Raw genomic sequence first — 23,299 nt, 5'->3', positions numbered from 1 at the left:
TGTTTTTCGGGATCGAGACGGGTTCAGCGGAATCGGGTCCGGGGTGACCGTCGGGAACGTCGAGGTCGCGCTGCCGGGGGCGCTTCGACGGGTGCAGTACGGAAGCGGTCGTATGCGTCGCGTCGGTCGACCGACGCGCGGAGTTCGTCCAGCAGGGGTCCTTCACGGAGGACGGCAGCGGGACCGAGCAGTCCTTCGACGACTGCCAGCGCCCCGGCGGCGTCTCCATGGTCCAGGCGTTCACGAACGCCCGGCAGACAATCCGGACGGCGATGGGCGTGATCGATGGCCTGAAGGCACGGCAGCGGGATGCCACCCAGGGCGGCGAGCAGTTCCTCGCGCCGGATCTCGGCGGGGTCGTGATCGAGGGCGGTCAGCGCACCGTCGACGAGCCCGAGCCGGTGCCGTTCGCCACGGCAGTCGACCAGGTGAATCCGCTTCTCCCGGCTCGGCATCCGGAGTGTTGTCGGCGTTGGTCGGTCCGGATCCAGAGCGGCGGCGACGAGCGGGTGCAGTCGGTCGGCGGTGATTGCTCCCGACCGGATCAACTCCAGGTCGGGCAGTACCAGAGTCGCCGCGTCCGGCAGCACGGGCAGCGCGGCGAGCCGGCCGCGAGAATAGTGGTCCACGAGTCGAAGCGCCGCAGGATCGTCGCCGCGCCCTTCGATCACGACGTCGAACCGACTCCCGGATCGCACCCGTACGGGACCGTCGCACTGCCCGGCCGCGCGGAGCAGAATGCCGGATTCGGCCGCCCAGCGGTCGACGGCGCAACCACTCGGGATCATCGCGGCCAGGGCGGGGTCGAGCGTCGTTCCGTCCGCCGGTTGTCCTGTGCCACTACGTAATCGCAGTTCTCCGGACCTGCGCGCGTCCCACAGGTGCCGGTGGAGGTCGAGCCGAAATCGTGCATTGGGACGCGGGTGCGGATGGTTCCCGGTATTCGAGCCGTCCCACAGGGTCAATACGACGCGCTGCCCGGCATCCGCCCAGGCAGGAGCAGTGCGGACAACCAGATAGACGGAACCCGTTCCGCGACATCGATTTCCAGGAACGATGTCACCGTATCCGGCCAGTGTGACGGTCAGCGCGGGGCGCAGCAGTCCATCCGGAGCCACACGTGGCAGGTGCCAGCGCAGCAGGTCGGGCGCCAGGTGGTGGAGGTCGTCCGAGACCTGCGCGGCGATGTCGGCGCCGTAGGTGCGGGCCGACACGGACAGATCGATGTCGACATCGAACCCCGCTGCGGCACAAGCGCCACGCCAATCACCCGCAAGACGCCGGTCGGTTGCGGACTCGATCATGGACGGCGGCACGGCGAACTCGCGCACACGCAGCCAGAAGGACAGTCGGGGGTCGATCCCGTTCGCGGTCGGAGGGTGCATCAGCACTCACCGTGAGCGAACTGGGCCCCCAATCTTTGATCAGAGAAGGTTGTCATCGACGCAATCGTAGCGTGTCGCGGCGCTTGCGGCCAGCGCCCGGTCCGGACGGCATGGCGACGGGTGCGAGTCCCTGCCCTCGCGCGGGATGTGGGCGCATAGACTGCCCATTCATGTCCGGAGATCCAGCATTCGACCACCTCATCCAGTCGCTGGTCACCGCGGTGGGTCGTCCTACGTTCGAACGAGGGAGGCGCTACGCCGAATCGGGCGCGGTCGTCGACTGCGGATTCGACGAGGACAATCTCGTCGGTTTCGGACAGATCGCCGGCACGCGGATGTACCAGGCGGTCGTTCGACTCCACCCCGGGCCACGAGGCCTCGAGTTCGAGTACGGAGAATGTTCGTGCCCGGTGGGCTACGACTGCAAGCACACCGTAGCGCTTCTGCTCACGTTGCTTGTCCCGCAGGAGGATACGACCCCGGCTGTCCCCTCCTGGGAGGAGCCGTTCGAAGCGATGTTCGAGGATCACGTGACCGGTAGCGGAACGCCGCTCGCGCTGCAACTGGCGTTGACACAGCGAGCACACGCTCCCACTCCGGTGCTGTCCGCACGGGTGCTGCGTCCCGGACGCACCGGGTGGGTGTCCGGCAACATCTCATGGCAGAATCTGGCCTACACCTACGACGTGAACAAACAACACCAGCAACTGTTGCTCGAATTCGCGGCGCTGGTACACGCATCGACACGAAGTTACTACAGTTCCGCCTCGACCACCCTCGACCTGTCCGCGGTGTCGCCGCGACTGTGGTCGCTGCTCGACGATGCCCGCCGCCTCGGGATCGAGCTGCGCTACGCGAAGAAGAAGCACGGCGCGGTGCCGCCGCCGGGCGCCGCAGAGGTGCACGTCGACGTCGCAGATGTGGGTGACGGCCTGACCGTCACCCCAGCCCTGCACATCAGCGACGATTCGACCGGGGCCGCGGTCGCGTTCATCGGCGCCCCCGCCCACGGCGTCGTCTACCTCCTGTCCGGGGATCACGACGGCGGCGCGCCGGCAGATCTACCGTTCCGTCTCGCGCAACTCCGCAACCCCGTTGCCGTCGGCATGCAGCAACTGCTGCAGAGCGGCGGTGCGCTCACCGTGCCGGCAGATCAGGTGCCGCGGTTCGCGACCACCTACTACCCGCGTCTGCACCGAGCAGCGACCGTCACCTCCGTCGACGGCTCGTTCACGGCACCGACCGTGACGGGGCCGGCGCTGCTACTGCACGTCGCGTTCCGCCCTCAGCATCGCGCCGATCTGCACTGGCAGTTCGTCTACACCGTCGGCGACGGCGAATATACGGTCGAGTTGTACGAACATCTCGGCGACACCGTCCGCGACCGCGACGTCGAGGACGCGCTGCTCACCGAGATCCGACCGGTGGTCGCCCCGTTCGGATTGGACAACTCCGTCGACCGGCAGCTGTTCTCCCGCGTCACCATCGTCGATCTCAACACCGCACGACTGGTATCCGAGGTGTTGCCACTACTGTCCGGCCGTGACGACGTGCAGGTGCGCGTCGAGGGCACCCCCGCCGACTACCGAGACGTCGGCGACAGCCTGCGCATCGGACTGTCCACCAAGGCCACCGCCGACTCCGACTGGTTCGATCTGGACATCACCATCGAACTCGACGGCACGACCATCCCGTTCCGCGAGGTGTTCACCGCACTCAGCGACGGGGCGGCGTATCTGATGCTGCCCGACGGGGCCTACCTGCCGCTGGACAAGCCCGAACTGCAGCAACTGCGCCGGCTCGTCGACGAAGCCCGCGCGCTGCACGAAGACGACGATCCGGATCGGTTGCAGCTGAGCCGATTCCAGGCCGGAATCTGGGAGGAATTGGCAGCGCTCGGTGTCGTCGACAAGCAGGCCGCGGCCTGGAAGAAACAGGTACAAGGACTTCTCGACGTGAAGGCCACAGCAAAGACCCGGGTGCCGAAGGCATTACAGGCGACGCTGCGGCCGTACCAGCTCGACGGATTCCGGTGGTTGACGTTCTTGTGGACGCACGGGCTCGGCGGAATCCTCGCCGACGACATGGGCCTCGGCAAGACCCTGCAGTCGCTTGCACTGATCTGCCACGCGCGCGCGAAGCGACCCGCGGATGCCCCGGTACTCATCGTCGCGCCGACCTCGGTGGTTCCGAACTGGGCTACCGAGGCACGGAGGTTCGCGCCGGATCTGAATGTCGTCGCGATCACCGAGACGTCGGGCAAACGCGGTGCGTCGCTGGGCGAACTGATCGACGGCATCGACGTCGTCGTCACGTCCTACACGTTGCTGCGCTTGGACATCGACGATTATCTCGAACGGGATTGGTCGATGTTGCTGCTCGACGAAGCCCAGTTCGTCAAGAACCACCGGGCGAAGGCGTATCAGTGCGTGCGGCAGATCGAGGCGTCACTGAAGGTCGCGATCACCGGAACTCCGATGGAGAACAATCTGATGGAGTTGTGGTCGCTGCTGTCGATCACCGCGCCCGGCCTGTTCCCCCATCCGACGAAGTTTCAGGACTACTACCGCAAGCCCATCGAGAGCGGCAGCAATCCCGAGTTGCTGGTGCAGCTACGGCAGCGCATCAAGCCGCTGATGTTGCGTCGCACGAAGGAACAGGTCGCCACCGACCTGCCGGAGAAGCAGGAGCAGGTGCTCGAGGTGGAGCTCGCACCGAAACACCGTGCCCTCTACGACCGGCAGTTGCAGCGGGAGAGGCAGAAGATTCTCGGGCTCGTCGACGACCTCGACAGCAACCGCTTCACGATCCTGCGGTCGCTGACCTTGCTGCGGCAAATGAGTCTCGATCCGACGCTGGTCGACGACGCGCACGGCACAGTCGGCTCCGCGAAGATCGATGCGTTGCTCGAACAGCTCGACGACGTGATCGCAGGCGGGCACCGGGCCTTGGTATTCAGCCAGTTCACCGGGTTCCTCGACCGGGTCCGGACACGGCTCGATGCTGCCGGAATTGACTACCTGTACCTGGACGGCAGAACCCGAGAACGCGGAAAAGTGCTCGAGGACTTCAAGTCCGGGGTGGCGCCGGTGTTCCTCATCAGCCTCAAGGCCGGAGGGTTCGGCCTGAATCTGGTGGAAGCGGACTATTGTTTCCTGCTCGACCCGTGGTGGAACCCCGCGACCGAAGCGCAGGCAGTCGACCGTACCCACCGCATCGGGCAGACCCGCAACGTCATGGTGTACCGGCTGATCGCCCGCGACACCATCGAAGCGAAGGTGCGGGCGCTGCAAGTGCGCAAGGCCGAACTGTTCTCGTCCGTCGTCGACGACGGAGACATGTTCTCGTCGGCCCTGACCGCCGACGACATCCGCGCGCTCTTGGCGTAACCGCCCCGTGCGTGGTTGTGGTGACGCCCGCTACCCCAACCACGCACGGGCGCGTCAGCGCAGCGGCACGCCCAGCAGCGCGTCGACCGCGTCGGCGAACAGGCCCGGCGCCGCAGCATCGTCGCCGCCGCGCTCGACAGCGAAGCTCGCCCACCCGTCCAGGGCGTCGAGGGCCTTCGGGGTGTCGAGGTCGTCGGCGAGGTGCTGGCGCAGGCGCGCGACCGTGTCCTCGGCGGAGGCTGCCGACGGCAGCGCCGCCGCCTGCTTCCACAGCGCCAGTCGCGCCTCGGCGGCGCCGAGGACCTCGGACGTCCACGGACGGTCGACGCGGTAGTGACCCGACAGCAAACCCAGGCGGATGGCAGCCGGGTCGACGCCCTCACCGCGCATCTTGGAGACGAACACCAGGTTGCCGCGCGACTTCGACATCTTCTCGCCGTCGAGGCCGATCATGCCGGTGTGCACATAGTGCCGCGCGAAGCGCCGGTCGCCGGTGACGGCCTCGGCGTGCGCGGCGGAGTACTCGTGGTGCGGGAAGATCAGGTCGCTGCCGCCGCCCTGCACATCGAAGCCGGAGCCGATGCGGTTGAGGGCGATGGCCGCGCACTCGATGTGCCAGCCGGGGCGTCCGTCACCGAAGGGCGACGGCCAGGCCGGTTCGCCGGGACGCTGCGCGCGCCACAGCAGCGCGTCGAGCGGGTCGCGCTTGCCGGGGCGCTCCGGGTCGCCGCCGCGCTCGGCGAAGAACCGCATCATCGTGTCGTGGTCGTAGCCGGATTCGTAGCCGAACTGCTCGGTGGCGTCGGTCCGGAAGTAGACATCGGGGTACTCGGCGTCCTCGACGATGTAGGCGGCACCGGAGGCGACGAGCTTCTCGACGAGTTCGACGACCTCGTTCACCGATTCGACGGCACCGATGTAGTCGCGCGGCGGCAGCACGCGCAGGGCTTCCATGTCCTCGCGGAACAGGGCGGTCTCGCGCATGCCGAGAACGACCCAGTCCTCACCGTCGCGCTCGGCGCGTTCGAACAGCGGGTCGTCGACGTCGGTGACGTTCTGCACGTAGTGGACGTCGTGGCCGGCGTCGCGCCAGATGCGGTTGACCAGATCGAAGGTCAGGTAGGTGGCGGCGTGGCCGAGGTGCGTGGCGTCGTAGGGGGTGATGCCGCACACGTACATCGTCGCGGTGTCGCCCGGGGTGACCGGACGCACCGCTCGGTCCGCGGTGTCGAACAACCGCAACGGAGGCCCCTGACCGGGGACGGACGGGATCGCGACGTCGGACCAAGATTGCATGACTACGAGCCTAATGGAGTCGCGGGAGTGCTCCGCGCGGGCACCCGGGCGTGCGGTAGGCGAACGGCTGGGACGTCAGAAGGCGGGCCAGGGAATGCGCCGGTCGCCGCGCGGATGCGGCATCACGGGATGTTCGAGCAAGCGGGTGATCCTGCGCTGCAGGGCACGCACCTCGGTGGCGGTGACGTGCTCGCACAGCTCCTCGGCGAAGCCGCCGTCGAATCGGCGCAGCAGCTTGTCGAGGTCGGCGAGGAGGACCGGGTCGACGGGGTCGCCGCTCCACCCCCACAGCACGGTGCGCAGCTTGTCGTCCTGGTGCAGGCAGATGCCGTGATCGACGCCGTAGACGTGCCCGTCGCGACCTTCGAGGACGTGGCCGCCCTTGCGGTCGGCGTTGTTGAGGACTACGTCGAGCACCGCCATGCGTTGCAGGCGCGGATCGTCGGCGTGGACGAGCACCACCTCGGCGCCGTCCAGATCGCGGGCACGCAGGATCGGCAGCCATCCCTGCGCGACCGCACCGGCGGGGCACAGGTCCACCAGATCCAGGCGTTCCGTTCCGCCCTGCGCGGTGTCGACCGTGTCGATCCAGCGCTGCACCATGCCGGGACCGTACGGACCGTCGCGCAGCACGGTGAGCGGGATGACGTCCCAGCCGAGTGCCTCGGAGATCAGGTACGAGGCGACCTCGCGTCCGGCGAGGGTGCCGTCGGGGAAGTCCCACAGCGGCCGCTCCCCGCGGACGGGTTTGTAGACGCACCGCACCTCGGTGTCGCCGAGCTGCGCGTCGCACACGAGGGTCGCGTTGCTCGCGTGCGCGATCTGCCCGACGACGTCGAGGTCGCCGTCGGTCAGCACGCTCCGCACGTCCGGCGTCGTCACGCGGTCAGCTTTCTTCCTCGCCGAACCACGCGGCCGGATCGAATCCGGGAGTGCGCAGGTAACCGTTGGTGCGGACGCAGATGTGTCCGTCGGCGCCGATCGGTTCGCCGCACAGCGGGCACGGCGCGCGCCCGGCCGAGACGACGAGTTCGGAGCGGGCCGCGAATTCGCGGGCCTGCACCGGGGTGAGGAACACCCGCACCGCGTCGGGGCCTTCCTCGGTGTCGTCGAGCACTACCGATTCGTCGAGTTCGGTGTCGGTGACCGCGAGCAGTTCGACCACCACCGATCCGGCGTCGGCGTCCCAGCCCAGACCCATGGTGCCGACCCGGAACTCGGCTTCGATCGGTGTCACCAGCGGACTGACGTCGACCTCGGGATCGTCGGGGATCACCGTGCCGAAGCGGCGCTGCACCTCTTCGAGCAACAGTCCCATCCGGTCGGCCAGGATCTGCACCTGCTGCTTCTCCAGAAGCACGCTCACCACACGGGACTCGTGCACGGCCTGCAGGTAGAACACCCGGTCGCCCGGTTCACCGACGGTGCCGGCGATGAACCGATCAGGTGTTCGAAACACGTGTATCGCGCGGGCCATCACACCTCCTCGAGTCCCCACACTCTGCCATGACGGTCACTGTCATTATCCGCGTGCCGTCTCCTGTCGGTGCCCCTGCGGTGGGTCGCCGGGTTCCTCGACCGCGCCGGGCACTTCGCCGCCGGGCACGGACTTCGGTTCGGACGGGCCGGCGAGTCCGGACAGGTCCGAACCGGTGTCGTTCACGCGCAGCACGAACGGCCGGGTGTCGGTGTAGCGGACGACGCTGATCGACGCCGGCTCGGCGACGATCCGCTGGAAGCTGTCGAGATGCGTCGCGAGCGCGTCGGCGAGGATCGACTTGATGACGTCGCCGTGGCTGCACGCGATCCACACGACGTCCTTGCCGTGCGCGTCGCGCAGGCGCCGGTCGTGTTCGCGGATCGCGGCCACTGCGCGGGACTGCACCTGCGCGAGCCCTTCACCGTCGGGGAAGACCGCCGCGGAAGCGTGCTGCTGCACGACCGCCCACAGCGGTTCCTCGACCAATTCCTTCAGTTCGCGTCCGGTCCACTGCCCGTAGTCGACCTCGGCGAGCCGCTCGTCGACGACCGGTTCGAGTCCGCGATCGGTCGCCAGCGGCTGCACCGTCTGCCGGCACCGCAGCAGCGGCGACCGCACGATCTCGGTGATCTCGAGACCGGCGAACCGGGTGACGAGATTCTTCGCCTGGACGTGGCCGACCTCGTCGAGTTCGACACCGGGGGAACGACCGGCCAACACGTGCGAGGTGTTCGCCGTCGACCGTCCGTGCCGCAGCAGGATGACCGTCATGCGCCCAGCCTAGAGGTACCGCCTGTCGGCAGCCTCTCAGGTGGCGGAGACCACGCCGGTCGCGAGCAGCCCCAGCACGATCACGCCGAGGATCACGCGGTAGCCGACGAACCAGTACATCGAGTGGTTGACGACGAAGCGCAGCAGCCATGCGATCGCGGCGTAACCGACCGCGAAGGCGATCACGGTCGCGACGAGCAACTGCGCTCCCGAGGCGTTGAGCCCCTCACCGGCCGGTTCGAAGGCGTCCGGCAGGCTGAACAGACCGGAGGCGACGACCGCAGGAATGGCGAGCAGGAACGAATACCGGGCGGCGGCCTCGCGGGTGAGACCGAGGAACAGACCGGCCGAGATGGTGCCGCCGGAGCGGGACACGCCGGGGATCAGGGCCAGCGCCTGCGCCGAACCCATGATCAGGCCGTCCTTGAGGGTGAGCTGACTCACGTCGCGCCGCTGCTTGCCGAAGTACTCGGCAGCGGCGATGACGATCGAGAACACGATGAGCATGGTGGCGACGAGCCACAGATTGCGGGCGACGGTGCGGATGTCGTCCTTGAACAGCACGCCGAGGATGCCGATCGGGATGGTGCCGAGGATGACGTACCAGCCCATCTTGTAATCGTGGTCGGCGCGGTGCTCCTTGTGGAACAGGCCGCGGAACCACGCGCGCAGGATGCGCCAGATGTCGCCGGCGAAGAACACCAGCACCGCGGCCTCGGTGCCCAGCTGGGTGACCGCGGTGAAGGACGCGCCCGCGTCCTCCCCGAAGAAGATCTCCGACACGATCCGCAGGTGGCCGGACGAGGAGATCGGCAGGAACTCCGTGAGGCCCTGCACGATGCCGAGGACGATCGTCTGCAGCCAGGTCATCGATTCGCCGATCATGCGGCGGCTCCCGGCACGGAGGCTGCGGTGGGGACGGATCGGTGGTCGCGGATGCAGGGAGCAGTTCTCACTCGCCGAAGAGTACGTGGAACCCGACCGGTCGGCGCGCCGGACACTGCCACGCACCTGTCGCGCATTAGGGTGCAGTACCGGGGTCGTGGCCGAGCGCGGCGACGTCCCGTCGTGTCGGGAGGAAACGCGGACGGTTATGGAATACAGGACAGTCGGTGCGAGCGGCCTGCGGGTTTCACGGCTCGGCCTGGGCACCTTGACGTGGGGTCGCGGAACGGACGGCGACGAGGCCGCAGCCCAGTTGTCGGCCTTCGTCGATGTGGGCGGCACGCTCGTCGACACCTCCCCCGCCTACGGAGACGGGGTCGCGCAACGGATCCTCGCCGAACTGCTCGACGACGTGGTGCCCCGCGACCAGCTGGTGCTGTCGGGCAGCTCCGGCATCGACACCTCCACACTCGGTTCCGGCCGGGTGGACTGCTCCCGCTCGGGCCTGCTCAACCAACTCGACGCGACCCTGCGCGAACTCGGCACCGACCACCTCGACGTGTGGCAGGTCGCGACGTGGGATCCGCACACCCCCGTCGACGAGGTGATGGACGCCCTCGAATTCGCCGTCACCAGCGGGCGCGTGCGCTACGTCGGGGTGCGCGGCTATCTCGGCTGGCAGCTCGCGACCGCCGCGGCGGCCGCCCGGCGCCCGGCTCCGCTGATCAGCACGCAGGTCGAGTACTCCCTGCTCGCCCGCGGCGTCGAGGAGGAGTTGATCCCCGCCGCGGCCCACCACGGCGTGGGTGTGTTCGCGGCCGTGCCGCTCGCCGGCGGTGTGCTCACCGGTAAGTACCGGTCGGGGGTGCCGGTGGATTCGCGCGGCGCCGACGACGTGCACACCGAGGAGGTGCGCCGCTATCTCACCGAATCCGCGGTGCGCGTCGTCGACGCGGTCGCCACAGCTGCCGACGGTCTGGGCACCTCGCCGCTGGCCGTCGCGCTGGCGTGGGTGCGCGACCGACCACACGTGGCCTCGACGCTCGTGGGTGCCCGGGATCTCGCGCAGCTGACCGGAGTGCTGGTCGCGGAGGAGTTGGCGTTGCCGCCGGCGATCGCCGCGGCACTCGACGACGTGAGCGCGTGATCTCGGCGACACCGCCCGCACCCTGCCCTTTTCCGGAAGGTTAGGCTAGCCTGCCGAGTACATTCGGTACAGGCAATGTGAGGGGAGGTCGGTCGATGGCCACGACCGAAGTCGTCGGATTCGCCGAGCGCATCCGGCTCGAGACCCAGCAGGCGCACAGCGACACCGAGAACTCGGTGTTCGTCGCGGAACTGCTCGGCGGCACGCTGTCGACCGAAGCCCACGCCGCGCTCATCGCGCAGACGTGGTTCGTCTACGACAGCCTCGAGCGGATCGGCCGCGGCTACGCCGACGACCCGATCGCCGGCCCCTTCCTCAGCGACGAACTGCTCCGCACAGCCGCGCTCGAAGCCGACCTCGACTTCCTCGTCGGCTCCGACTGGCGCGACCGCATCGCGCCGCTGCCTGCGACCGTCGCCTACGTCGACCGGCTCCAGCAGGTCGCGGCAGTGTCCCCGGAAGCCTTCCTCGCGCACCACTATCTGCGTTATCTCGGCGACCTGTCCGGCGGCCAGATCATCCGCCGCATGCTCGAACGCGCCTACGGCTACGAGCGCGACGGTTTGCGCTTCTACATCTTCGACGGGATCCCGAAGACCAAGCCGTTCAAGGACGCCTACCGCGCGAAGCTCGACGCCGCACCGCTCGACGGCGACCAGCAGCAGGCCGTCATCGACGAGGCGAACCTCGTGTACGGGCTCAACGGTGCCCTGTTCGCCGACCTCGCACGCGATATCGATCGTTACCGGGTGCGTGCCTGACCGATGTTCCGTTCCTTCCTCCGCCTCCCGGTCGCGCTGATCGCGGTGCTCGGTGTCCTCGTCGTCGCGGCGTGCAGTGCGCCGACCACCGACGGCACGACCGCCACCGACGTCGCGACCGGTCCGCGCACCGCCGTCGTCGACTCCGAACCCGAGCCGATCACCACCGACCCGGCACCCGTGCTGCCGGCCACGGTGCGTGGCGTGGACGGGGTCGAGACCACGATCACCGACATCTCCCGGATCGTGGTGGCCGACCGCTCCGGCACCCTCGCGCAGACCGTGTACTCGCTCGGTCTCGGCGACAAGCTCGTCGGCCGCTCCACCGCGTCCTTCCCTGCGATCGAGGACGTCCCCAACGTCACCCCCGGTGGGCACGGTCTCAACGCCGAGGCGATCCTCGCGCTGAATCCGACCGTCGTGCTCACCGACACCTCCATCGGTCCGCTGGCGGTGCAGGAACAGGTCCGCGCGACCGGTGTGCCGGTGGTGTTCGTCGACCCGGAACGCTCCCTCGACACCGTCGCCGACGACATCGAGGCGGTCGCGGTCGCGCTCGGCGTCCCCGAGGCCGGTGCGGCGCTCGCGCAGCGGACGCTCGACGAGATCGCCGCGGCAAAGGACTCGATCCCCGCCGATCATCCCGAACCCACCGTCGCTTTCCTCTATCTGCGCGGTTCGGCGATCAAGATGCTCGGAGGCCCCGGCTCGGGGGCCGATGCGCTCGTCGCAGCTGCCGGTGGTCGCGACGCCGGCATCCTCGCCGGCCTGGACTCACAGTTCGTGCCGATCACCAGCGAGGCGATGATCGCCTCGGCGCCCGACATCATCCTGGTGATGACGCACAGTCTCGACTCGGTGGGCGGACCGGACGGGCTTGCGCAGCTCCCGGGCGTCGCGCAGACCCCGGCCGGGAAGACGGGCACCATCGTGGACATGGACGATTCGACCCTGCTCAGCTTCGGCCCGCAGACCGGCAAAGTCCTGGCCGCTCTGGTGGAGGCGTTCTACCCGCCGGACCGGTCGTGATCGCCGGATGTCCGTGAGCGAAGAAGTCACCGAGGCCACCGGACTGCCCGAACGGGCACTGCGGAAGGCCGGACGGGGACGCACCACCGTCGTCCTCGTCGGTCTCGTTGTCGCCCTGCTCGCCCTGGCCGTCGCGTCGGCGTGCCTCGGTCAGGTGCCCACGAGTCCCGCCGAGGTGGTCGGCAGTCTGCTTCACCGCATCGGGCTGGACCTCGGCCCAGTGCCCGCGCACCCCGCCGGGGAGGTGACCCTGTGGGAGGTGCGCTTCCCGCGCGTGGTGCTCGCGATGCTCGTCGGTGCCGCCCTCGGCTGTTCCGGAGCGCTGTTGCAGGGCATCTTCGCGAATCCCCTCGCCGAACCCGGCGTGATCGGGGTGTCCTCCGGCGCCGCCGTCGGCGCGTCCGCGGTGATCGTGCTCGGCGGCGCCTTCACCGCCGGCTGGGCGCTGGCCGGTGCCGCACTCGTCTCCGGTCTGATCACCACTGTGCTGGTCTACGTGCTGTCCCGATCGAACGGACGCACGGAGGTGGTCACGGTGATCCTCACCGGCGTCGCCGTCAACGCCGTCGCCGGCGGGCTCATCGCGTTCTTCACCTTCGTCGCCAGCCCCGCCGCCCGCGACCAGATCGTGTTCTGGCAGCTCGGCAGTCTCGGGGGCGCCACCTGGGACATCGTCGCGGTGGTCGCGCCGCTGACCCTCGCCGGTGTGCTCGTCGCGGTCCTGCTCGCCCCGAAACTCGACCTGCTGGCGCTCGGCGAGAGCGTCGCCCGGCATCTGGGTGTGGACGTCGAACGGGTGCGGCAGCTGTCGATCCTGGCGGTCGCGGTGCTGGTCAGCGGCGCCACCGCCTTCACCGGCATCATCATGTTCGTCGGCCTGGTCGTGCCGCACCTGATGCGCCTGGCGCTCGGCCCCGCCCACCGGGTGCTCGTCGTGGCGAGTGTGCTCGCCGGCGCGGTCGTCCTGCTCGCCGCCGACCTCGGAGCGCGCACCCTGGTCGAGAACGCCGACCTGCCGCTCGGCATGATCACCGCCCTCATCGGCGGTCCGGTCTTCTTCCTGATGCTGCGCCGCACCCGCGCGAAGCAGGGCGGGTGGGCATGAGGCTGCTCCCCCGCTCCCCCGGATCCCCGGCGACCACCGTCCCGGCCCGATCGGCGCCCGGCACCGCGACGATGCGCGCGGTGGGGGTGCGACTACGGCGCGGCGAGCGGGAGATCCTGCACGGCGTCGACTTCGAGGTGCGCACCGGTGAGGTCGTCGCGCTCGTCGGCCCCAACGGAGCGGGTAAGTCCACCCTGCTCGCGGCGTTGTCCGGCGACCATCCGATCAGCGGTGGCACCGTCGAGGTCGAGGGCCGTCCCCTCGAGCGGTGGTCGTCGATCGCGCTGGCCCGCCGTCGGGCGGTGCTGCCGCAGCAGCACACCGTGGGTTTCCCGTTCACCGCCCGGCAGGTCGTGCGGATGGGGCGGGCAGCGTGGGCGCGCACCCCGCGGCAGGACGACGACGATCGCATCGTCGCCGAGGCGTTCGCGACCTCCGACGTCGCCCATCTGGCCGACCGGCCGTTCCCCGCGCTGTCCGGCGGCGAACGGGCCCGGGTCGCGCTCGCACGAGTGCTGGCCCAGGACACCGAGACACTGCTGCTCGACGAACCCACCGCGGCACTGGACCTCGGCCACCAGGAGGTGGTCATGCAGGTCGTGCGGGCCCGCGCCGACGACGGGCACGCCGTGGTGGTCGTGCTGCACGATCTCGGGCTCGCCGCCGCCTACGCCGACCGCGTCTGCGTGCTCGAACAGGGCCGCATCGTCGCCGACGGCGCACCCGGCGACGTCCTCACCGAAGAGCTGCTCGGCCGCGTCTACCAGTACCCGGTGGCGATCGGCCGCCACCCCGAGACCGGCACCCCACTCGTGTTGCCGCGACGCCCGAACCCCGACAGGTCCGCCCCGGCGCAGACCTGAGCAGCAGGTCACATCCGGCCCGTCGGACGACCCACTGATTTCTTCCCCGCGACCGGCATCAGGAACACTGAAGGTCGGCGCGCCGGGCGCCGGAGCGCGTCCGGCAAGTGCGAATCGAATCCGAGGACGAGGAGCAACGATGGGCAGAGCGGGGATCCGAGCGGTCACGATGGTGGGCGCGATCGCGATGGTCGTGCTGGCCGGCTGCTCGTCGGAGAGCACCCCGGACGTGCTGCAGACCATCGAACCCGCCACTCCCGCGGCCGCCCCCGAGGTCGGCCCGTCCCCCGCCGGCGACGTCCGTCCACTCGACCTGCAGGTCGACGCGCTGGTCGTCGAACCGTCCACGGGCACCTTCGCCGCGCTCGTCGACGACGGCGCACGGCTCGCGTTGTTCGACGACACGGCCTTCGACGGTCCCGGGGTGGAACCGCGCCTGGTCGACCTGCCGTCGTCCGCCGCGACCGTCGTGACCGGCCCCGAGGGCAGTGTGCTCGCCCCCGTGTCCGGGGCCGTGCTGCGCATCGACGTCGCCGACGGCACCATCACCGAGGTCCCGGTCGACGGCAATGCCACGTCGGCCGCCGTGCTGTCCGATGGCCGCTGGGCGGTCGGCACCGACAACGGCCGCGTGCTCGTCGTCGACCCCGAATCCGGCGAGGTGGCCACCACCGTCGGTGGCCTCGCCTCCGTCGACGCCCTCGCCGTCACCGGTGACGCCGTCGCGGCGCTCGACCGCCGGCAGACCTCCCTCACCGAGCTCGATCTCGCCGACGCCCATCTCGGGCCCGCGCTGCGTGCCGGCGAAGGTGCGACACAGCTGACCACCGACCCTTTCGGACGCGTCGTGGTCACCGACACCACCGGCGACGAACTGCTCGTCTACACCCTCGACGCGATCGTCCTGCGGCAGCGTTATCCCGTCGGCCCCGCCCCGTACGCTGTGACCTACGACGAGACGCGGGACCTGATCTGGGTGACTCTGACCGGCAGCAACGAGGTCGTGGGCTACGATCTTTCGACCGGGATCCCGCGAGAACGCCACCGCTTCGCAACGGTGCGGCAACCGAATTCGATCGCCGTCGATCCGGCCGATGCGGCACTGGTGATCGCGTCGGCAACCGGTGACGGACTGCAACGGATCCCGATCGAAGGACAGTGATGGCGAACGAGCGACTCGGCCGGTTGACCCGGATGCCTGTCGGTTGGGACACCAGCAACGACGAATACGAATACGTGCCGCTCAAGCTGCCCCGGGACGTGTCCCGGGTGAGCGCGTCGATGCGTCTGGCGATCTCCGCCGAATTCCACGGCTGGGAACTCACCCGGGTGCGTCTGTATCCGGACGGGAGCCGGCGGGTGCTGCTGCGCCGCCGCAAGACCGCCCATCACGTCCCCGAACCCACCGTTGGTTGATAACAGATCCCGGACCGTCGTGGACCGGGCTTGCAGGGAGTAGTTCGTGTACCGCTATCTTCTTCGGCTCATGTTCCTGTTGCCGCCGGAACGAGCCCACCACCTCGCCTTCCTCGCGATGCGCTGGTCGACTCGCTTCGGGCCGCTGCGCGCCCTGGTGGCGAAGGTGCTCGTCACCGACGACCCCATCCTCCGCAACACCGTCTTCGGCGTGCAGTTCCCCACGCCGGTGGGTCTGGCGGCCGGCTTCGACAAGGACGCGACCGGTGTCGATGTGTGGGGGCCGCTCGGATTCGGGTTCGCCGAGATCGGCACCGTCACTGCCCAGGCGCAGCCGGGCAATCCGCAGCCGCGACTGTTCCGACTCCCCGAGGACCGGGCGATCGTGAACCGGATGGGCTTCAACAACCATGGTGCCGGGGAGGCCGCCAACCGGCTGCGGCAGCGTCGGCGCACCGTCCCCATCGGCGCGAATATCGGCAAGACGAAGGTCGTGCCGGCCGAGCAGGCCGCCGAGGACTACACCGAGAGCGCACGGCTGCTCGGCCCGCTCGCCGACTTCGTGGTCGTCAACGTCTCCTCCCCCAACACCCCGGGCCTGCGGGATCTGCAGGCCGTCGAGTCGCTGCGCCCCATCCTGGCCGCGGTACTGGACACCGTGACGGTGCCGGTGCTCGTGAAGATCGCCCCGGATCTGTCCGACGAGGACGTCGACGCGGTGGCCGATCTGGCGCTCGAACTCGGGCTCGCCGGCATCGTCGCCACCAACACCACCATCCGCCGCGACGGGTTGAACACTCCGCAGAGCCGTGTCGAGGAGATCGGCGCGGGCGGCCTGTCGGGCGCCCCGGTCGCCGAGCGGTCCCTCGAGGTGCTGCGCCGGCTGCGCACGCGGGTCGGTGATCGCCTCACCCTGGTCTCGGTGGGCGGCATCGAGACCCCGGAGCAGGCGTTCGAGCGCATCCTCGCCGGCGCGTCGCTGGTCCAGGGTTACACCGGCTTCATCTACGGCGGTCCGTTCTGGGCGCGGCGCATCAACCGCGGCATCGCCCGCAAGCTGCGCGCACACGGCTACCGCTCCATCGCCGACGCGGTGGGTGCCACCGCACGGGTCTGACCTGCAACGGACGGGGCCCGGGTCGTACTCGACCCGGGCCCCGTCCGTCACGACCTGTCAGCGCACCTCGTAGGTGCCGGTCAGCAGACCGCGGGCGATGGCGTGCCCGAAGACGTTGAAGCCGAGGAAGGCCGGGCTCGACTCGGGCGTGACGCCCTCGAGCACCTCGACGTCGAGTGCGTGCACCGCGACGATGTAGCGGTGGTGGCCGTGGCCGGCCGGCGGAGCGGCACCGATGAACCCGTGGGCGCCGCCGTCGTGGCGCAGCGTCACGGCCTGCTCCGGAAGAGCATCCGAGTCGGCGCTACCCGCACCCGCCGGCAGCTCCGTGATCGAGGTGGGGATGTTCGCGACGGCCCAGTGCCAGAAACCCGACGCCGTGGGGGCGTCCGGATCGAACACCGTGACGACGAAGCTCTTCGTCTCGGCGGGGAAACCCGACCAGGACAGCTGCGGGGAGACGTCGCCGCCCCCGGGGATTCCGAACGCACCGCTGGCCTGCGGGAGTTTCCATTCCTCGCCCTCGGCGAAGTCCGCGCTGGTCACCTCGAAGGTGGGCAGCTCGGGCAGGAACTTGTACGGGTCGTAATCGAAAGCCATTCCGGTCCTTTCGTGACGGTTTCGTGTGTTCTAGGCGTGCATGAGGAAGTGTTCCATGACCCTGGTGCCGAAGCGCAGTGCGTCGACGGGGACACGCTCGTCGACACCGTGGAACAGCGCGGCGAAGTCCAGATCGGGCGGCAACTGCAGCGGCGCGAAACCGAAGCAGCGGATGCCGAGCTTGGCGAACGCCTTGGCGTCGGTGCCGGCCGAGAGCATGTACGGCACCGTCCGGCCGATCGGGTCGTGCGCGAGGATCGCGGCGTTCATCGCGTCGACGAGCTCGCCGTCGAAGGTGGTCTCGTACGGCTCGAGGCCGGTGATCCACTCGCGGGTGACGTTCGGGCCGATCAGCTCGTCGACGGTGCGTTCGAATTCGGCGAGCCGACCCGGCAGGATGCGGCAGTCGACGACGGCGTGCGCGGTACGCGGAATGACGTTGGCCTTGTACCCGGCGTCGAGCATCGTGGGGTTCGCGGTGTCGCGCAGGGTCGCGCCCACGATGCGGGCGATCGACCCGAGCTTGGCGAGGGCACCTTCGAGATCGGGCGAGGCCGGATCGAAGTCCAGCCCGGTCTCCTCGCTCACGACGGAGAGGAACTCGGCGACGGAATCGTTGACAACCAGCGGGAAGGTGTGGGATCCGAGCCGTGCCACCGCGCGGGAGAGGACGGTGACGGCGTTGTCCTCGTGCAGGAACGAGCCGTGCCCGGCGACACCCGTGGCGGTCAGGCGCATCCAGCGCATGCCCTTCTCGGCCGTCTCGACCATGTACAGGCGACGTTCGGTGCCGTCGGGGCGCGGCACGGTCAGGGAGAACCCGCCGACCTCCCCCACGGCCTCGGTGACGCCCTCGAACAGGTCGGGCCGGTGCTCGACCAGCCACTGCGAACCGAACTTTCCTCCGGCCTCCTCGTCGGCGACGAACGCGAACACCAGATCGCGCGGGGGCACGATGTTCTCGACCTTGAAGTAGCGGGCGACGGCGATCATCATGCCGACCATGTCCTTCATGTCGACCGCGCCGCGTCCCCACACGTAACCGTTCTCGACGGCCCCGGAGAACGGGTGCACGCTCCAGTCCGCGGCCTCGGCCGGCACGACGTCGAGGTGGCCGTGAAGCATGAGGGCGCCGCGGCTCGGGTCGGAGCCGGGCAGACGCGCGAAGACGTTGCCGCGGCCCGGCGCTCCGGATTCGACGTAGGTCGTCTCGTAGCCGACCTCCTCGAGCACGGAGGCAACCCACTCGGCGCACTCGCGTTCGCCGCGGGTGGTTGTGGGTTCGCCGGTGTTCGAGGTGTCGAACCGGATGAGGCGGGAGACGAGGTCGACGACCTCCTCCTCCGCCCGGGACGGCTGGTGGGCGCTCGTGTCAATGGCCATGGCCGTATGTCTACCACCGCCCGCCCACCATCTCGACAGTTCGGATCGTCGCAGGTGGAGGTGGCGATTTGGGACCGCGGGCGCGGTGGGTTACTCTTTCACAGCGCCCACGACGAGTGGGCGCAAGCATCAGGTCCGAGTGGCGGAATGGCAGACGCGCTAGCTTGAGGTGCTAGTGTCCTATTAACGGACGTGGGGGTTCAAGTCCCCCCTCGGACACTCTGAGTCGAGACAGACGACGAAGGCCCCGAACATCATGTTCGGGGCCTTCGTCGTTGTCGGGAGAAGATCGAACGGGCGACAACCGCTACCGGTTTCGTTACCCGCTACGGCAATTCGCTGTAGCGGATGGCGAACAAGCGAGCGGATCCGCGCGGGGCCCCGCCCGTCGAGTACCGCGAGCGCGCCTGAAGTGCCGTTTTGGGAATCGGGCGCCCGATGCGCTACTGTTTCTTCAGCGCCCGCGGGAGCGGGTTCTACCGACATGCCCCGTGTGGGGCGTCGGTCCGAGTGGCGGAATGGCAGACGCGCTAGCTTGAGGTGCTAGTGTCCTATTAACGGACGTGGGGGTTCAAGTCCCCCCTCGGACACTCCGAAACCCGAAGGCCCCGAACCGATATCGGTTCGGGGCCTTCGGTTCGTCCGGGGTCGGCGCGAGCGGATCGCTCAGTCCCGGCGGCCCTTGCGGAAGTACCGGATCGGGCCGAAGAAGTTCACCGCGATGGTCAGCGCCCAGCGCAACTTGCTGCCGTTGACCTTGTCGGCCGGTCGCCTCGCCAGATCGGCCCAGGCCGCGACGGCGAGCGACAACTGCACCACCGCGAGCAGGACCACCAGCACCTGCTGGGGGCGGCTCAGTTCGGCGAACTTCTTCTTGGACAGGGGTGAGCTCGGGCTCATCGTTCCTCCGGTACCTGCACGGGAATTCGGACACGATCATCCTGCCCGATACGATCGGGCATACAGCAGCACACGGAAAAAGGCAGATGAACCCCCACAGCGACACCACCGCCGAGCCCGCTCCCGACGGCTTCACCCGTATCGACCCCGACGATCTGGCCACCTGTCTGCGGGTGCTCGACCAGGCAGCGGGTCTCGACGCCGAGCATCCCGACGCGATCACCGTCCAGCGGGCCGTGGGGCACATGTTCAAGAAGTTCAAGCGGTTGCGCCGCAACGAGGCCCGCAAGCAACGCGTCGACGCCGACCGTCAGGTGCTGTCCGCGACCGCCACCGCCTCCCCCACCCGCATCGACGACGAGACCGCCGGACTTCCGCTGGCGTCGGCGACTCGCGGCGCGAGCGCGGGAACGCTGCTGCGTCCGCGGCACTGCTACATCTGCAAGGACAAGTACACCCGGGTCGACGCCTTCTATCACCAGTTGTGCCCGACCTGCGCCGAGGAGAACCACGCCAAGCGCGACGCACGCACCGATCTGCGGGGTCGTCGCGCCCTGCTGACCGGCGGCCGCGCCAAGATCGGTATGTACATCGCGTTGCGGTTGCTGCGCGACGGCGCGCACACCACCGTCACCACGCGGTTCCCCAACGACGCGATTCGCCGCTTCACCGCGATGGAGGACAGCGGCGACTGGCTGCACCGGCTGCGCATCGTCGGCATCGACCTGCGTGATCCCGCCCAGGTGGTCGCCCTCGCCGACGACGTCGCCGCGCAGGGGCCGCTGGACATCCTCATCAACAATGCCGCGCAGACGGTGCGCCGCTCCCCCGGCGCCTACTCGGCGCTGGCCGAGGCGGAGGCCGATCCGTTGCCCGCCGGACCGCGTCCCGAGGTCCTGACCTTCGGCAAGCCCTCGGACGCCCACCCGGCCGCCCTGGCCGGGTCGCTGCCGGCCGAGTTGTCGGCGCATTCGCTGACCTCGCTGGCACTGGTGGCCGGGTCGGCGACACCCGAGCGGGTCGCGGCCGGGGTCGCCGTCGACGCCGGCGGATTGCTGCCGGATCTCGTGCACACCAACAGCTGGGTGCAGACCGTCGGCGAGGTCGAGCCGCTGGAACTGCTCGAGGTGCAGCTGTGCAACTCGGTGGCGCCGTTCATCCTCGTCAACCGTCTGCGTCCGGCGCTCGCCGCGTCCCCGGCCCGCCGCAAATACGTCGTGAACGTCTCGGCGATGGAAGGGCAGTTCGCGGGTCGCCGCTACAAGGGCGCCGGGCATCCGCACACCAACATGGCCAAGGCCGCGCTGAACATGCTCACCCGCACCAGTGCCGAGGAGATGCTCAGCGACGGCATCCTCATGACCGCCGTCGACACCGGATGGATCACCGACGAACGGCCGCACCACACCAAGATGCGGCTGGCCGAGGAGGGCTTCCACGCGCCGCTCGATCTCGTGGACGGCGCGGCCCGCGTCTACGACCCGATCGTCCAGGGCGAGGCGGGCACGGACCTGTACGGATGCTTCCTCAAGGACTTCCGCCCGGCACCGTGGTGATCCGGACCCCGAAATTCGGGGAGACCGGTTCCACACCGTCGATCGTGGCCCGCCCTCCGGGCCGCGGCGATAATGGAGGACGTCCCCGCAGGCCCGCACGAGGAGAGTCATGACTGTCGCTGTCGTTCACGCCGATACCCCCGAAGGCCGGATCGCTCTGCAGGCCGCGGTGCGGGAGGCCGCCGACCGGCAGCAGTCGCTGGTGGTGCTCCACCCGCTCGACGAACCCGACGAGGTGGAAGGTGTGCGGGCACAGGTGAGCGAGGTGGCCGGTACCGACGGCTGGGAGTTGCTCTCGGCCGTCCACGACGGCGATCCGGTCGGCACGACCGTCGAACTGCTCGCGCGCAGCGGCGCCGAACGCGTGGTCATCGGCAGCCGCGGGCGCACCGCGACCGGCAAGTTCCTCGTCGAGCGGGCGGTGCAGCGCCTGATCACCGAGTCGTCGGTGCCGGTGCTGGTCATCAAGGCCGGCTGAGCCGCCGCCCGCCCTCCGGCATCCCCGTTCGTTCCGCGGCCGTTCGTTCTACTCTGGGCACATGGCGTTCCGGGTGGTCGCCGACCTCACGGCCTTCGTGCATCTGCTGTTCGTGCTCTACGTTGCGTTCGGTGGTTTCCTCGCGTGGCGGTGGCCCCGCACGATCGTCGCGCACATCGTCGCGGTGGTGTGGGGAGCGGCCTCGGTGGCCGTGGGGTTCGACTGCCCGCTGACCGCGGTGGAGAACTGGGCACGCCGCGCGGCCGGCCAGGAAGGTCTGCCGCCGAGCGGATTCATCGATCACTACCTCACCGGGGTGATCTACCCGGAGTCCGCGCTCGGTGCGGTCCGTGCCCTCGCCGCGCTCGCCGTGCTGATCTCGTGGGTGGTGCTGTGGCGCCGGATTCGTGTGACGAAGGTCGCCCCCGAGACTTACTCCTGAGTAGGGTGGGGGCATGACTGTCTCCCGGGATCTCGACATCGTCGTCTACGGCGCCACCGGCTTCGTCGGGCGCCTCACCGCCGCCTATCTCGCCGAGAACCTCCCCGACGGCGTCGCCGTCGGACTCGCAGGACGTTCACGCACCAAACTCGAGAAGCTCGCCGCCGACCTCGGAACCGACTGGCGGCTGATCGAGGCGAACGCCGACGATCCCGCCTCGCTGACCGCGCTCGCCGAGTCCACCCGCGTGGTGATCACGACCGTCGGCCCCTACGCCACGTACGGGCTGCCGCTCGTGCAGGCGTGCGCCGAGGCCGGCACCGACTACGTCGACCTCACCGGCGAGGTGCTCTTCCACCGCGAGAGCATCGACCGCTTCGACGACGTGGCCCGGCGCACCGGCGCCCGCATCGTCCACTCGTGCGGTTTCGACTCCGTCCCGTCCGACCTCGGCGTCCATGCGCTCTACCGCGCCGCGGAGGCCGACGGTAACCTGCCGCTCACCGACACGACCTTCGTGCTCGGCTCCTTCCGCGGCGGGGTGAGCGGCGGAACCATCGATTCGCTCCGGCAACAGCTCGACGCGATCCGCAAGGATTCCACCGCACGGAAGATCGCCGCGCGCCCGTACTCGCTGTCCCCCGATCGGACTCGGGAACCCGATCTCGGTCGCCAGAACGACTTCGCGTTCGTCGACGGCAAGTCCGTCGTCCCGGAGATCTCGGGACGGCTCGCTCCGTTCGTGATGGCCTCCTACAACACCCGCATCGTGCGACGCAGCAACGCGCTGCGCGACTGGGCCTACGGACGCCGGTTCCGCTACCGGGAGGTGATGAGTGTCGGCTCCTCGCCGCTCTCCCCCGTCCTCGCCGGGCTCGTCGGACTCGGTACGGGCGCCCTCGCCGCCGGCCTGTCGTTCCCGCCCACGCGGTTCGTCCTCGACAAGCTCCTGCCCGCGCCCGGTGAGGGACCGTCGGAGAAGACCCGCGAGAACGGTTACTTCACGGTGGATCTGTACGCCTCGACCGAGTCCGGCGCCCGCTACACCGCGCGATTCTCCGCGCAGGGCGACCCGGGTTACAAGGCCACAGCCGTGATGCTCGGTGAGTCCGCCCTTTCGCTCGCCCTCGGCGGCGCGGCCCTGCACGCCGGTGGCGGTGTCCTCACCCCCGCGGTGGCCTTCGGGGACGTGCTGACCGATCGGCTCCGCGCGGCCGGTTTCGAGATCTCCGCGCGCCGCCTCGGCTGACCTCGCGTCCGGCGCGCCCGATCGGCGCGCCGGGCCCGCCGAGTGTG

General features: G+C 69.4%; 22 protein-coding genes and 2 tRNA genes. 15 read left to right on the top strand and 9 right to left on the bottom strand.

What is annotated here, in order from left to right; all coding sequences use genetic code 11:
* Positions 1 to 23 precede the first annotated feature (23 nt).
* A complete protein-coding gene (locus tag C6Y44_RS12250; protein WP_159418375.1) occupies positions 24 to 1,385 on the bottom strand; it encodes a hypothetical protein in 1,362 nt (453 codons plus the stop codon).
* A gap of 170 nt (positions 1,386 to 1,555) precedes the next feature.
* Here C6Y44_RS12250 and C6Y44_RS12245 point away from each other — a divergent pair, with 170 nt between their 5' ends.
* On the top strand, positions 1,556 to 4,774 hold the full coding sequence (locus C6Y44_RS12245; protein ID WP_159418376.1) for a DEAD/DEAH box helicase: 3,219 nt from the start codon (positions 1,556 to 1,558) through the stop codon (positions 4,772 to 4,774).
* A gap of 54 nt (positions 4,775 to 4,828) precedes the next feature.
* Here C6Y44_RS12245 and mshC read toward each other — a convergent pair whose 3' ends face one another.
* From mshC to C6Y44_RS12220, 5 genes are all read right to left on the bottom strand, one after another.
* On the bottom strand, positions 4,829 to 6,070 hold the full coding sequence (mshC, locus tag C6Y44_RS12240; protein ID WP_159418377.1) for a cysteine--1-D-myo-inosityl 2-amino-2-deoxy-alpha-D-glucopyranoside ligase: 1,242 nt from the start codon (positions 6,068 to 6,070) through the stop codon (positions 4,829 to 4,831).
* Between the two features lie 75 nt (positions 6,071 to 6,145).
* A complete protein-coding gene (locus tag C6Y44_RS12235; RefSeq protein WP_159418378.1) occupies positions 6,146 to 6,952 on the bottom strand; it encodes an SCO1664 family protein in 807 nt (268 codons plus the stop codon).
* Between the two features lie 4 nt (positions 6,953 to 6,956).
* Complete coding sequence (locus C6Y44_RS12230) at positions 6,957 to 7,547, bottom strand: DUF3090 domain-containing protein (protein WP_006551966.1); 591 nt, start codon at positions 7,545 to 7,547, stop codon at positions 6,957 to 6,959.
* Positions 7,548 to 7,592: 45 nt separating this feature from the next.
* The gene (locus C6Y44_RS12225) at positions 7,593 to 8,321 is read right to left on the bottom strand and encodes a histidine phosphatase family protein (protein WP_159418379.1); all 729 of its coding nucleotides are present in this window, start codon (positions 8,319 to 8,321) and stop codon (positions 7,593 to 7,595) included.
* A gap of 36 nt (positions 8,322 to 8,357) precedes the next feature.
* Positions 8,358 to 9,203 carry an undecaprenyl-diphosphate phosphatase gene (locus tag C6Y44_RS12220; RefSeq protein ID WP_174247147.1) on the bottom strand — a complete coding sequence of 282 codons (846 nt, stop codon included), beginning with the start codon at positions 9,201 to 9,203 and terminating at the stop codon, positions 8,358 to 8,360.
* A 211-nt stretch (positions 9,204 to 9,414) separates the two neighbouring features.
* On the opposite strand from C6Y44_RS12220, the gene C6Y44_RS12215 reads away from it, so the two are divergent.
* The 8 genes from C6Y44_RS12215 to C6Y44_RS12180 all read left to right on the top strand — a co-directional run bounded on the left by C6Y44_RS12215 (position 9,415) and on the right by C6Y44_RS12180 (position 16,644).
* Entirely contained in the window at positions 9,415 to 10,353 is a 939-nt protein-coding gene (locus C6Y44_RS12215) for an aldo/keto reductase (RefSeq protein WP_159418380.1), read from the top strand.
* Positions 10,354 to 10,448: 95 nt separating this feature from the next.
* A complete protein-coding gene (locus tag C6Y44_RS12210; protein ID WP_159418381.1) occupies positions 10,449 to 11,114 on the top strand; it encodes a biliverdin-producing heme oxygenase in 666 nt (221 codons plus the stop codon).
* A 3-nt stretch (positions 11,115 to 11,117) separates the two neighbouring features.
* A complete protein-coding gene (locus C6Y44_RS12205) occupies positions 11,118 to 12,143 on the top strand; it encodes a heme/hemin ABC transporter substrate-binding protein (RefSeq protein WP_159418382.1) in 1,026 nt (341 codons plus the stop codon).
* 7 nt (positions 12,144 to 12,150) lie between these two features.
* Positions 12,151 to 13,248, top strand: coding sequence for a FecCD family ABC transporter permease (locus C6Y44_RS12200; RefSeq protein WP_159418383.1), 1,098 nt, complete (start codon positions 12,151 to 12,153; stop codon positions 13,246 to 13,248).
* A complete protein-coding gene (locus C6Y44_RS12195; RefSeq protein WP_159418384.1) occupies positions 13,245 to 14,111 on the top strand; it encodes a heme ABC transporter ATP-binding protein in 867 nt (288 codons plus the stop codon). Before C6Y44_RS12200 ends, C6Y44_RS12195 begins: the two co-directional genes overlap by 4 nt.
* Before the next feature lie 139 nt (positions 14,112 to 14,250).
* Positions 14,251 to 15,273 (top strand): NHL repeat-containing protein, encoded by a 1,023-nt coding sequence (locus tag C6Y44_RS12190; RefSeq protein ID WP_159418385.1) that lies wholly within the window; start codon positions 14,251 to 14,253, stop codon positions 15,271 to 15,273.
* Positions 15,273 to 15,527: a DUF5703 family protein gene (locus tag C6Y44_RS12185; RefSeq protein WP_006551956.1), complete on the top strand. Its 255-nt coding sequence runs from the start codon at positions 15,273 to 15,275 to the stop codon at positions 15,525 to 15,527. The genes C6Y44_RS12190 and C6Y44_RS12185 overlap by 1 nt, the downstream gene beginning before the upstream one ends.
* Positions 15,528 to 15,573: 46 nt before the next feature.
* On the top strand, positions 15,574 to 16,644 hold the full coding sequence (locus tag C6Y44_RS12180) for a quinone-dependent dihydroorotate dehydrogenase (RefSeq protein ID WP_192378851.1): 1,071 nt from the start codon (positions 15,574 to 15,576) through the stop codon (positions 16,642 to 16,644).
* A gap of 57 nt (positions 16,645 to 16,701) precedes the next feature.
* On the opposite strand, the gene C6Y44_RS12175 is transcribed toward C6Y44_RS12180, so the two are convergent.
* Positions 16,702 to 17,244: a YbhB/YbcL family Raf kinase inhibitor-like protein gene (locus C6Y44_RS12175; protein WP_159418387.1), complete on the bottom strand. Its 543-nt coding sequence runs from the start codon at positions 17,242 to 17,244 to the stop codon at positions 16,702 to 16,704.
* 30 nt (positions 17,245 to 17,274) lie between these two features.
* The gene (locus C6Y44_RS12170; RefSeq protein ID WP_159418388.1) at positions 17,275 to 18,627 is read right to left on the bottom strand and encodes a M20/M25/M40 family metallo-hydrolase; all 1,353 of its coding nucleotides are present in this window, start codon (positions 18,625 to 18,627) and stop codon (positions 17,275 to 17,277) included.
* A gap of 133 nt (positions 18,628 to 18,760) precedes the next feature.
* Between C6Y44_RS12170 and C6Y44_RS12165 the strand changes: the two genes are divergently transcribed.
* Both C6Y44_RS12165 and C6Y44_RS12160 read left to right on the top strand, forming a co-directional pair.
* Positions 18,761 to 18,846 (top strand) — tRNA-Leu (locus C6Y44_RS12165).
* A 285-nt stretch (positions 18,847 to 19,131) separates the two neighbouring features.
* Positions 19,132 to 19,217 (top strand) — tRNA-Leu (locus C6Y44_RS12160).
* 76 nt (positions 19,218 to 19,293) lie between these two features.
* Here C6Y44_RS12160 and C6Y44_RS12155 read toward each other — a convergent pair.
* Positions 19,294 to 19,527: a PLDc N-terminal domain-containing protein gene (locus tag C6Y44_RS12155; protein WP_159418389.1), complete on the bottom strand. Its 234-nt coding sequence runs from the start codon at positions 19,525 to 19,527 to the stop codon at positions 19,294 to 19,296.
* An 86-nt stretch (positions 19,528 to 19,613) separates the two neighbouring features.
* Between C6Y44_RS12155 and C6Y44_RS12150 the strand changes: the two genes are divergently transcribed.
* The 4 genes from C6Y44_RS12150 to C6Y44_RS12135 all read left to right on the top strand — a co-directional run bounded on the left by C6Y44_RS12150 (position 19,614) and on the right by C6Y44_RS12135 (position 23,252).
* On the top strand, positions 19,614 to 21,083 hold the full coding sequence (locus C6Y44_RS12150; protein ID WP_159418390.1) for an SDR family NAD(P)-dependent oxidoreductase: 1,470 nt from the start codon (positions 19,614 to 19,616) through the stop codon (positions 21,081 to 21,083).
* 109 nt (positions 21,084 to 21,192) lie between these two features.
* Entirely contained in the window at positions 21,193 to 21,561 is a 369-nt protein-coding gene (locus tag C6Y44_RS12145; protein WP_006551545.1) for a universal stress protein, read from the top strand.
* A 61-nt stretch (positions 21,562 to 21,622) separates the two neighbouring features.
* Positions 21,623 to 22,003 (top strand): DUF2784 domain-containing protein, encoded by a 381-nt coding sequence (locus C6Y44_RS12140; protein WP_159418391.1) that lies wholly within the window; start codon positions 21,623 to 21,625, stop codon positions 22,001 to 22,003.
* A 13-nt stretch (positions 22,004 to 22,016) separates the two neighbouring features.
* Positions 22,017 to 23,252 carry a saccharopine dehydrogenase family protein gene (locus C6Y44_RS12135; RefSeq protein WP_159418392.1) on the top strand — a complete coding sequence of 412 codons (1,236 nt, stop codon included), beginning with the start codon at positions 22,017 to 22,019 and terminating at the stop codon, positions 23,250 to 23,252.
* The last annotated feature ends 47 nt before the right edge of the window (positions 23,253 to 23,299 follow it).

The organism is Rhodococcus rhodochrous, assembly GCF_014854695.1.
In the GTDB taxonomy this organism is placed as follows: Bacteria; Actinomycetota; Actinomycetes; order Mycobacteriales; family Mycobacteriaceae; genus Rhodococcus.
Note: the sequence above shows the minus strand (reverse complement) of the source record. Positions and strands in the feature narration are given on the sequence as shown.